This is a genomic window from Clostridium felsineum DSM 794 (assembly GCF_002006355.2).
GTDB classification, from domain to species: Bacteria; Bacillota; Clostridia; order Clostridiales; family Clostridiaceae; genus Clostridium_S; species Clostridium_S felsineum.
This window is the reverse complement of record NZ_CP096980.1, coordinates 331,119-343,361: the sequence shown is the minus strand read 5'-3', so window position 1 is coordinate 343,361 and position 12,243 is coordinate 331,119. Positions and strand designations below refer to the sequence as shown.

Here is a 12,243-nt window from a genome sequence, read left to right as displayed (position 1 = left end):
GATGTAATTAAATAAAATATAAAATTATATATCTACAGTAAAAAACACACCCCAAAACACTTAATAAATATAGTGTTTTGGAGTGTGTTTTTTATAACTTATTTTTGTATCTCTACGTCCACATTATAATTTGGAAATAGCTTTCCATTATTATTATCTATTGATATATCTACAGGTACATTAGCTTCTGAACTAGAAGTTCCTTGAGTAGTAGTTGTATTTGAAAGCACTTCGTTTCCTATCCTTGTTACTTTACCCGTTAATTTTACTGATGGATCTGATGTTGGAATTATTGTTACTGTTTTTCCAACCTGTACATCTTTTATAAATTCTTCTCCTACTTTTGCTTGTACATAAAGACTATTTAAATCCTGTAATTGTAAAACTTTTTTCTGTGCCGATAATATATCACCTTTTTCATATCCTATATCTGTAACAACTGCATTATCCATATCTGATATTACATTTTGTCCACTTATATAATTTTCTGTCTTATTTGAATTATACCCGTCCATCTCTACAAGCGTATCATTCTTTTTTACCATTTGTCCTTCTTTTACATCAACTTTATTTACCTTTATTACAGATTGCATAGATGAGCTATCTATTACTATATTTTCTACATTTGATGATGCTATGGTCCCTGATGCATCCACTGTTGTTTTTACCTTTGCTGTAGCCTTTTTTGTTGTTTCTTTAGTTTTGCTTTGACTACATCCTACTGAAAATATCATAATACCTGTAATCACTGTTATAGTCGCTAATTTAAATTTTTTCATTTATTGCTCTACCACCTTTCCATCCTTAACATAAATTATCCTTTGACCATATTCTGCTGCCTCTTTTGAGTGCGTAACCTGTACTATAGTCTTTCCTTCTTCTATATTAATTTTTCTAAGCAACTCCATTACTTCTGTTCCTGTTTTACTATCCAAATTTCCTATCGGTTCATCTGCAAGTATTACATCCGGCTCATTTATAAGCGCTCTTGCAATAGCAACCCTTTGCTGCTGTCCCCCTGAAAGTTCTCTTGGTGTATGTTTTCTTCTATCTTCAAGCCCTACTATTTTAAGTATGTTTTCTAACTTATCTCTATAATTCTTTATTTTCTTTCCATCTAACAATATTGGAAGCATTATATTCTCTTCCACATTAAGATTAGGGATTAAATTATAAAATTGAAACACAAATCCAACATCACGCCTTCTCATTATACTCTGTTCTTTGTCGTTCATTGTTGAAAGCTCTTTGCCTGCTATCTTAACACTACCTGATGTGGGTTTATCAAGTCCTCCAAGTAAGTATAAAAGAGTACTTTTTCCTGAACCAGAGGGACCCATTATAGATACAAACTCTCCCTCTTTTATGTCTATATTTATATTTTTAAGAATTTCTACATTCATTTTCCCAAGTTTAAAGTTTTTATTAAGATTTCTAGCTTCTATTACACTTCTAGCTTCTTCTTTAAGTAATTCTTCCACTTTATTGCCTCCTACTTATTCATATTTGATAGCTTCTATTATGTTAAGCTTAGATGATTTTAGAGATGGAACAATTGAAGATATAACCGCTATTATTACTCCAAGTACTATACTAGTTACAAAATTGCTTGGAGAATAATATATATCCATTGGAAAATTAGCTATATCAAGCATGGCTGGTATAACATGAATCATTAAACTTCCTCCGATAATTCCTCCTATGCTTCCTATTAACCCTATGGAAACAGACTCTATAAAAAGCATCTTTCTTGTTTGACGTCTGTTCATACCAACTGATGCATATATTGCAAGATATCTTTTCCTCTCTATAAAGCTTATAAAGAAATTATTAACCACACCAAAAGCTCCAATTATAAGTGCTATTATAGGAAATGCTTTTATTAGCGAAAACATAGCGTCATTTTGCTGCTGATTTTCTTTTTCCATTTGAGCTACTGTCTCCACTGTAACCTGCCTTGTTTTAAATTTTTCAGCAAATAGTTTTGCCATATTATCAGGTGATTTATCTGTTTTAATGTTAACTTTAGAACATTGATATAAATTAAAATCTCCCTTTGCATATTTACTTGGAACAATAGCTGAATTACCATTATACATCATGCTATTATACGACCCTACTATCTTATAATCTTTACTTCCCCTAGATGTTTTTATTTTTATATAATCTCCAATCTCTTTGTCAAATCTCTTTAGATTATTGCTTGACATTATTACAGTTCTTCCATCTTTATAAGCTTTAAAAACTTTACTTTGATCCTGAAGCAATTTTACATCGAAAAAGTTTTTAATATAATATTGGTCCATGAACATTATATAGGAAATCTTATCTTTACTTCCTTCTACATCTATATTTCTTCCATCATACTCTTCCTGTATTTCTTGAACTCCATTAGTATTGTTAATAACATTAATTGTCTGTTTATCTATTGAATTACCATCGTTATTATATATGTGGAAATCATAATTAAATATATTATACGCTCCATTAACAGCTTTTACAGCACTTGTACTAATTACATTAAGCATAAATAAAGTTGATATTCCAATAGTTAATAGTGCAATATTATTTATTAAACTTCTATTTTTCTTAAGATTCTTTGCAGCAAGACTTCCTTCGTTTCCAAATATAACGCTATATACCTTATCAAATATTTTTACCAGAATTTCTGTCATAAACGGAATTATCATTACAATTCCTATAACAGAAATAACCATACTTATTCCGAGCAAAATGAGCGATATGCTTTTACCTAAAGAATAATTTTTGGTGATAAATGGTACGAAAAAATCACTTAATATAAATACCATCCCTAAAACAAGTACCCATAATTTTTCTTTTTCTACTGTATCCACAGTGTTAAGTACAACATCTTTAACCGATAGTTTAGAAGTTTTAACTATTGGCAAAATTGAACTTAAAACCGATACAATTATAGCAAATATAAATGCAGTTATAAGTTGACTTGGTGTGTAATTAACAGAAGCTGTAATACTCATTCCACTAGATGCTTGACTTGAAAGTATAGACATAAGTAATTTCAAAATTCCAATTCCCGCAATATCACCTATAATACCACCGATTATTCCGTATATAATACTTTCTCCTATAAGCACGAGACTTGTGGATGTCCTTGTAGCTCCAATACTTCTAAAAGTTCCTATAACCGGCATTCTTTCTGCAACAATTACTTTAAACACAGTATATATTATAAATGCACTCATCATCAAAACTACTACCATCATAAGTCTAAATACCATAGTAATTTGTCCCATAGCTTGATCTATAAGTTTTTCATCAACTATTTTAGTAACTGAATAATGCTTATATGAATTACTTAACTTTCCAATTACAGTATCTATATTACTTGAATTGTTGACTTTAACATAAATAATTGAGTACTGATTATTTATCCCATTAATATTTTCAGTTACACTTTGCGGTGTTATTGCTGTAATTGAATCTCCTTTTTCGCTGCTGAACAATCCTTTACTATCTGCTATACCAACTACAGTAAAGTTCTTTTTATCACCATTCATTCCTACCCTAAGTGATAACCTTTGTCCTAATGATAATCCATATTTGTCTGATGCCTTTTTGCTTATTATAACTTTATTTCCACTAAAAGGCTTAAGCCCTTGACTTTCATTTACAGTTACAATTCCCATAGTTTGTACATCTGAATAGTCAAATCCACTAAGTGATACTCTTATATCTTTGTCCTTATTTTTATACACAGCATTTGCATCCATTTCTCCAACTATGTAATCAGTTTTGTTCCTCACTACCTCTGCTTTATCTAAAGTAACATATGGTGTTGGAGATTTATCATTTGCTGTTATCATTATGTCAGAACTTCCTGCGAACTGTTTAACAATGTCAATATAAGTCGCTTTTACACTTGTGCTTATACCACTTGAAGCGAAGTATAATGCAGCTGATGCCATGATTGAAAATACAACTAAAAAAGTTCTTAGCTTCTTTTCCTTTATATTTTTAATCATAAACTTAAGAATTATTGCCATTAAAAATTTCACCCCAATTCTTATTTTAGGTTTATTATAAATGCTAGGTTTATGTACTAGTTAAATAGTACACTATTAAGTTATTTTAGTCAATACTAACTACTTTCATATTGTAATTATCTCCATGTCTTTAAATCTTATAACACTTATGGCTTTAATATTATTTTGTTCCTCCTTTAGTTTATTTTTTTACTTAAATTTTAATTATATAATTATATACCATTTATCTAATTATAAATACTGACAAAAGTCACAATTTATAATTACTACGTATAATATATCATTTAGTACTGAACATTACAAGGTACTGATTAATATTTATGAGTTTTTTCTTTATCTTATATCCAATTTCACTTTTATATATAAATTTTAAAACTAAAAGAGAAACCAACATATTGATTTCTCTTTCAAATATATGCACCCATAAAAAATTCTTACAATATCTGAGTCTCACAAAAACAGTAAAATTAAAATCTTGAATAGAACTATTTTATACCAAAATTTTATTACTATATTTTATTATATTTATCTAAGGCTTTTACCTTTTGTACAAATTTTTTCACGTTTTCTTTTTCTTCTTGAATTTTACCGCTAGATAAAGGTTTTCTTCCTAATCTATCACTCAAAGATAACAAAGCTATTTCATTAAGAGAAGTTTCCTTTAACATAGTTTTTGAATCTGCAAAAGACATATTCTTTACCACAAACAATGTCTGCATATGCCATCTTACAAGTTTAATTACCTTGTATATAAAGTCCTCATCTTCAATAAAAAACTCTAAAAACTCTCTTGCCATGTTTTCTCCAACTTTATCATGATCATAGGAGGTTATCTTTCCTTTTCTAATTTTTGTAGTTTTAGCTTTTCCTATATCATGTAAAAGACTTCCCCACATAAATGCACGTTTATCACTGCTTTTATCTCTATTCTTTGCAGCATTATCAATTACAAGCATTGTGTGGTTCCATACATTACCTTCAGGATGATGTTCCTTATTTTGTTCTGTATTCCTAAGTTCACTTACCATAGTAAGCGGGTACTCATCTAACTCACCACTATTTAATTTTTTATTTAAGTATTCAGACGGCTTTGAATCATTGAGTAAATGTTTTTCTATTTCTTTAAAAATTTCCTTTCTATCTTCCATATACTTCTCCTAAGTTTGTGATATTTTCGCTAGCCTTTCATTGGTTTTTTGTATTATTTCATTTGGATATTCAAGATACTTTAAAAGCTTTACGGCATTTCTTGTTTTGCATATTCCATCTTTTAATTTATAGTCAAAGCTCAGCCCTGTATCATCTATATCCTCACTAAAATAAAAACATAAATAATCTTCTTTTAACATTTCTGTTAATTCTAAATCATGTGTTGCAACTAGAGTTAATGTATTGTGTTTTCCTATATAATTTAAAATTTCTGCCGAAGCATTTACTCTTTCAACTGGATTTGTTCCTCTAAATATTTCATCTATTATGCACAAAACTGGCTCTTTGTCACCGCATTGATTTATTATTCTCTTAAGTGCCTCTGCTTCTCTAAAATAATAGCTTTTACCCGAAGAAATATTATCCTCTGGACTTATCGATGTCATTATTTTAAAGAAACTTGTTGTATAAGTCTTAGCTGCACATGTATATATTGTTTGCGCTAAAAGAGAATTTAAACCTATGGTTCTTAAGAAAGTTGATTTACCAGACATATTTGTACCAGTAAGTATTATTCCCTTTTCATCTAATTTTATAGAATTCGATACTGCATTTTTAACTAAAGGATGATATATATTTTCAGCATTTAAGGTTCTACCATAACCTTTAAATTCAGGCTCACAATAGTACTCTAAACCCTCTCTAAAAGATGCTGTGGACATAAGTGCATCGATTTCACCTAGTGTTTTATATAATACCTTTAATTCTCCACGTAATTTCTTTATATCATTTATTGCATTAAAAAATTTTCTTTCTTCTATTGGAAGCATATTATAAATAGCATCTCCAATTACATCTGCACCCTCTACCCTCTCTATGCCCGCAGTCTTTTTTGCTACTTTCATAAGTTTAGATGAGGTTTTATTTAGTACATCTGTAAAATATTTAAGTTCAAAACAATCAATCTTTGAGATTCTATTAGCAGTATTTATGACACCATTTAAATAACCTAGTGATTGTACATACAATTCAACCTTGTTCTTAAACTTATTATGAGCAACAGTATTAACTAATATGAACATAGCCAATATAATTATATACTTGAACTTAAATATTGGTATTGTTAATACAGAAGCTAAGGTGGCCCAAAACAAGAAATTAAACAAGTATTTATATTTATAATTAACCTCTATGTCCTTCCATATTATATCTATAACTCCATTTTCCTTTTTTCTACCAAGCCTAGTAAGCTCTAAGCCCACTTCTTCTCTAACTTCTTTATTCTCTTGAAATATCCTTATTGTAGAATTTCTTTCAATAAGCTTTTCTTCTGAAAATTCAGGTGTCTTAAATATTTTATAAAGCATTTCTTCACCAGGTGATGTAAGTGTTCTATCTGCAATTTCAAATACCTTGTTCATATTGAGATCCACCCAAGTTTGATCATCTATATTGAACTCATCTTGATTTTCTTCTTTGTGAAATTTAAAAAACCTTTGAATGTTTTTTACGTTTATTTTTCTCTTTTCATATTGTCCCCAATGTTTTTTAAATCTTTCATAGTTAAGTTTATAAATTATCTTCGCCTTAACATGGAAAATAAAGAAAATTAGTGCTATGCTAAGAATTGTCCCAAGTAAATAAAAATAGTTCTTATATCCCATTGCTAATTGAAAGAAAACAAACGCTGAAATACCAAGTATAAATGTCAATATAGCACTATACATATATAATTTATCTTCATCCATAAATTTTTCACTTCCTTACCTTAAGTTAATGAAATTATATTACCTGAAGGTTTGTACGTCAACTATTATGGTAAAATTCTTTTTTTATCTCTAACAAAAAATGCAGCTTCTCTTATATTATCTAAATTTAATAGCTTCATTGTTATTCTCTCAAGTCCTATAGCCAAACCACCATGAGGCGGCATTCCAAGCTTAAATATATCAAGATAATTTTTAAAACTCTCTGGATTTAATTCCTTATCAATCATATTTTGTTTTAGCATATTATAATTGTTTATTCTTTGTCCTCCTGTTGTAATTTCCATTCCTCTAAATATCAAGTCAAAGCTATGAGTTAATTTTTCTTTACAGGGCATAGTGTACATAGGTCTTTTTTCTTTTGAATAATGGGTTAGAAATACAAAATCAGAATTGTATTTTTCCTTAACAAACTTTCCTATAAGTTCTTCTCCTTCATGGTCTATATCTTCAGTAAACTCTGTTTTATTGTACTTTTCTCTTAATATACTTATAGCTTCACTAAGTGCCATAATCGGTATATTTTCCACTGTTGGAATATCTACCTTTAAAACTTCAATACTTTCACTACATCTTTTCTTCAAATTTTCAAATATATAATTTAAAAGCTGAATTTCAAGTTTTATTAAGTCCATCTCATCTTCTATGAATCCCATTTCCAAATCCATACTTATATATTCATTTAAATGTCTTTTTGTATCATGACTCTCAGCCCTATATACATGCCCTATTTCAAACACCCTTTCATATCCCGCTGAAACCATCATCTGTTTATAAAATTGAGGACTTTGAGCTAAGTATGCATCCATATCAAAATATTTTACCTTGAACAATTCAGTCCCGCCTTCAGCTCCTTCTGAAACTATTTTAGGAGTATATATTTCAGTAAAATCCTTTTTTATTAGAAATTCTGAAAATCCGTGGGCTATTTCAGTTTCAATCTTAAATATAGAACTTACTTTTTTATTCCTCATACTAATAACTCTATTATCTATTAAAGTATCTATATTGAGTTCCATGTCCTCTTTATTTAATTCAATTGGACTTTCATCTAATGCTTTAGATATGATTTTAATATCCCCTACTTGAATTTCAAATTTTTCTTTATTCTGCTTAACTATCCCTTTAATTTCAACTACACTTTCTAACTTAAAATCCTTAATATCAAATTTTTTTGTATCCACAACACATTGAATAATACCTGTTCTATCTCTTAATAATACAAAAGCTATTCTACCTAATTTTCTTACCTTGTGAATCCATCCTTGAAGCTTAACTACACTTTCTAAATTTTTATAAGCTTCACTTACTAAACATCTTTCCATTGTTTTCCCTCCTAAATTCAAAAAATAAAAAAATCGTCCTCAAAAGGGACGATTTTAAACGCGGTACCACCCTGATTAATCAATTTATTGGTAACCAAAAAGCCTTCACTCCATTAAGGAGTGAAGGCTTTCCACGGTGCCATCCTTTTATTTAAAACAAATAAATTGATTCTCTCTATCATTTTAACGGTAGAAACCGTATTATCCTAATAAACTTCAGATAATATGCTCCAAGATGTCTTTCATTTTGTGATTTTACTCAGGCTCACACCATTTCCTGATTCGCTTATAAACTCCATCAAAACTACTTTTCTCTTCTACGCATCTACATATTTTTATTTGTATAGAATTATATACCCAAACTATTTTATTGTCAATTAGTTTGTATTATTTTAATTTATATTGTATTATTTGTATGTAAATAATATTATTAACATTTTTATTTAGGAGGTATTTTTATGAAAAAACTTATGATTTCTATCACTCTTTTTTTTGCTCTTATTTTAGGACTCACTTTTAGTGTACAAGCTAGTGAGGTTAATTGGGACATTTCTCATTGGAACAACTTGGATTCTAGTATTTATTGGTACGGGTTAAATAATAAGCCTTACAAATTTGTACCTGGTGAAGCTAATCCAGCTTTTGACCCTTCTAAACCAACCATTATATACATACATGGTTGGCAACCTGAATATTATCTTATAAAGCACAGAGAATCTTTTTATATTTATGGAAAAGATACCGCAGATGATTGGATTAAAAAGGGTTGGAATGTAGGTGTATTCTACTGGAATCAATTTTCCGACGAAGCAAGTGTTTTAGATGCAGAAGCTAAAATTTGGACACCAAACGGTCCTCAAAAAATGCGTTGGAGAAAAGGCAACGGTTCATATGACACTTCCAATAATATAAATGTTTCTGCTTCTCAACTATTGTACCAGCAATATATACAAGCTATGCAGGGATATAAAGGAAATGAAATAAGGATTGCAGGTCATTCTCTAGGAAGCCAAATGGCTATATTACTTACAAAACAAATCAGCGATAATGTAGACTCCGGAAATATCCCTCACGAACTTCTACCAAAAAGGGTATCTCTATTAGATCCTTACTTCTCAAACCTTGGAAAATACTATTTGAATTTTAAGTGGACAGGTGAAGTTTGTCGTGGCTATGTTCAAAACTTAATAAATACCAAAAACATCCCATTTGAGTTATACACTTCATCAGATTTAACAAAAGGAATAGCAGGTGACGATAATATTGGGTTACAAAGAATGTGTGCAACTTCATATATGAAGCCTACTTTTTATAATGATGTTCAACAGATTGAAAGACATTATGCTGCAAAATATAATTACTTCTCTTCGTTTGTTACTAATTCTCCACTAGAATATTTTAATAATAATCCAACTGGAAATATAGCTGCATCTGCATCTACTCCTACTTCTAGAATCGCAGAAATGATGGGTCCAAACTATCATTGGGTTCAAATTGGTGGAAATGCAACTACTGATACAAGTGATGATATTTATCAAAAACAGGTAGATAATACAAACTATTTCCCAGTAAATGATTTATCACTTAGCGCTGATAAGACTACAATCAAACCTGGAGAATATGAAGCAATAAAATCAGATATAGCTCCTGAAAATGCTACTAATAAAATTTTGATGTGGAAGTCTTCTAATGATTCTGTCGCAAAGGTTTGCGTTGATGGAACTGTAAAAGGTATTAATTCTGGGCATGCTACAATTACTGCTACAACAACAGATAATATTACAAAAACTATTGATATTACCGTTTCTAAATGATAAGAATAACCAGAGGAATAATTTTCCTCTGGTTATTGTACTTTTACTATAACTGCACCATAATTATTCATTTTCAATGTATATACTGTTTTCTCTCCACTTTTAGGCTCTACTCCAAAAACATTATATAATGTTCTTTCCTTAAGAAGCTTCTTTTCTAATTCCTTATCTATTTGTATTCCATAATTTTTAAGTGAATCCTTCCAGGTTGTGAACTTACATCCACCCTTCCACTCACTACAATAAAATGCTTTTGTATTCTCATATACCTTGCCTCTTTTACAAAGTGGACATTCTCCAAAAGATTCTTGAAGCTTTTTATTTTTATCTGGAAATTTACTATTATTATTTTCGAAGATTATACTTCTATTTACCTTTACAGCTTCTTGTATTATATATCTAACATATCTTTTTATGCTCTGCATGAATCTCTCTGATCCCATCTTACCCTTGGCAATTGAAGATAGTCCTTTTTCCCATTTTCCTGTGGTTTCAGGTGATCTTAATTCATATGGTACTATTTCTATAAGCTTCATCCCTTTATCTGTAGGATGAAGACTCTTTCCCTTACGTTCTATGTACCCTACTTGTATTAACCTTTCTATTATAGCTGCTCTTGTAGCTGGTGTTCCAAGTCCACCATCTTTAAGTTGTTCTTTAAGCTCTTCATCTTCAACAAATCTTCCCGCATTTTCCATTGCTGAAAGTAGTGATGCTTCAGTATATGAACTAGGTGCTTTAGTTTTTTTTGCTTTTATTTCACTATCTGTTACCTTAACACTTTCGTTCTTTTTTAATTTTGGAAGTTCGTCTGACTCTTCGCTATCTTCTTCCTTATCCTTTTTATCCTGTTTATATAGTTCCATCCATCCAAGTTTTAATATAGTTTTTCCTTGAGTCAAAAAATGTTCGTCCATAACTTCTGTAACTATTTTAGTTATAGTATATTCATAATTAGGATAGAAAACACATATAAATCTTTTTACTATAGCATCATATACCTTAAGTTCATCCTTTGTTAAAGTGTTTAAATTAGGTTTCACATCAGTTGGTATTATTGCATGATGGTCTGTTACCTTAGAATCATCTATAATTCTTTTTCCCATTGTAAGCTTCTGATTTTTAAGTATTTCACCTACATATTTAGTATATGGCTCAATATTTAATTTTCCTATGGTCTTCTTTATTTTACCTACCATATCATGACTAAGATATCTACTATCGGTTCTTGGATATGTTACCATTTTCCTTTTTTCATATAAACTCTGAACTAAATCTAAGGTCTTTTGTGCTGAAAAGCCAAATTTTTTATTACAGTCTCTCTGAAGTTCTGTTAAATCATATAAGAGTGGAGGAATTTGCTTTTTCTTTTTATTTTCAATACTCACAACTTTGCCTGTTTGTCCTAAAATCTTTGTTGCTAACTCATCAGCATTTTTTTTATCCATTATTTTTGACTCTTTAGTTTCTTTATTAAACCAAGTTCCTTTAAAATCTTCATATTTAGAAACTACTTCCCAATAATCTTTAGGTTTAAAATCATCTATTTCCTTTTGCCTATTAACAATTATCGCAAGTGTAGGTGTCTGAACTCTACCCACACTAAGTAGCACATTATATTTTAATGTATACGCTCTACTTGCATTCATTCCAACAAGCCAATCCGCTTCTGACCTAGACTTTGCCGAATAATATAAGTTATCGTATTCCTTTCCTGACTTTATTGCTGAAAAGCCCTCTTTTATAGCCTCGTCTGTCATACTTGATATCCAAAGTCTAGAAAATGGCTTTTTACATTCTGCAGCTTCGTATGTATATCTGAAAATAAGTTCTCCTTCTCTTCCTGCATCAGTTGCACATATAAGTGACTCTATGTTATTATCATTCATTAATTTTTTTATTATATCAAACTGCTTTTTTGTTGTGCTAATAGGTTTTATTTTCATAATCTCTGGTATAATCGGTAAGGTATCAAATCTCCACTTTTTATAAATCGAATTATATTCCTCAGGCTCCCATAAAGTCACCAAATGACCTACCGCCCAAGTTACAATATACTTAGCTCCAACAAGACAACCATCTCCTCTTGTTTTACATCCAAGTACATTAGCTATATCCCTACCGACAGATGGTTTTTCGGAAATAACCAATATTTTTCCCATAA

The 12,243-nt window shown here is 29.9% G+C and carries 8 protein-coding genes and 1 other annotated feature; of the genes, 1 reads left to right on the top strand and 7 read right to left on the bottom strand.

All coding sequences use genetic code 11. The features are described 5' to 3' along the window. Positions 1-98: 98 nt before the first annotated feature. The 6 genes from CLFE_RS01725 to aspS form a co-directional block, all read right to left on the bottom strand. Complete coding sequence (locus CLFE_RS01725; RefSeq protein ID WP_077894213.1) at positions 99-779, bottom strand: HlyD family secretion protein; 681 nt, start codon at positions 777-779, stop codon at positions 99-101. After that, positions 780-1,481, bottom strand: coding sequence for an ABC transporter ATP-binding protein (locus tag CLFE_RS01720; RefSeq protein ID WP_077833619.1), 702 nt, complete (start codon positions 1,479-1,481; stop codon positions 780-782). Positions 1,482-1,496: 15 nt separating this feature from the next. Beyond that, positions 1,497-4,025: an ABC transporter permease gene (locus tag CLFE_RS01715; RefSeq protein ID WP_077894214.1), complete on the bottom strand. Its 2,529-nt coding sequence runs from the start codon at positions 4,023-4,025 to the stop codon at positions 1,497-1,499. Positions 4,026-4,534: 509 nt separating this feature from the next. Next, a complete protein-coding gene (locus CLFE_RS01710; protein WP_077894215.1) occupies positions 4,535-5,173 on the bottom strand; it encodes an HD domain-containing protein in 639 nt (212 codons plus the stop codon). Positions 5,174-5,182: 9 nt separating this feature from the next. Further along, positions 5,183-6,922: a MutS-related protein gene (locus CLFE_RS01705; protein WP_077894216.1), complete on the bottom strand. Its 1,740-nt coding sequence runs from the start codon at positions 6,920-6,922 to the stop codon at positions 5,183-5,185. 65 nt (positions 6,923-6,987) lie between these two features. After that, a complete protein-coding gene (gene aspS / locus CLFE_RS01700) occupies positions 6,988-8,265 on the bottom strand; it encodes an aspartate--tRNA(Asn) ligase (RefSeq protein WP_077894217.1) in 1,278 nt (425 codons plus the stop codon). A gap of 41 nt (positions 8,266-8,306) precedes the next feature. Continuing rightward, positions 8,307-8,594 (bottom strand) — a binding site (T-box leader). 129 nt (positions 8,595-8,723) lie between these two features. On the opposite strand from aspS, the gene CLFE_RS01695 reads away from it, so the two are divergent. Further along, on the top strand, positions 8,724-10,079 hold the full coding sequence (locus CLFE_RS01695) for an Ig-like domain-containing protein (protein ID WP_077894218.1): 1,356 nt from the start codon (positions 8,724-8,726) through the stop codon (positions 10,077-10,079). A gap of 32 nt (positions 10,080-10,111) precedes the next feature. Here CLFE_RS01695 and CLFE_RS01690 read toward each other — a convergent pair whose 3' ends face one another. Further along, on the bottom strand, positions 10,112-12,241 hold the full coding sequence (locus CLFE_RS01690) for a DNA topoisomerase 3 (RefSeq protein WP_077833625.1): 2,130 nt from the start codon (positions 12,239-12,241) through the stop codon (positions 10,112-10,114). Positions 12,242-12,243 lie beyond the last annotated feature (2 nt).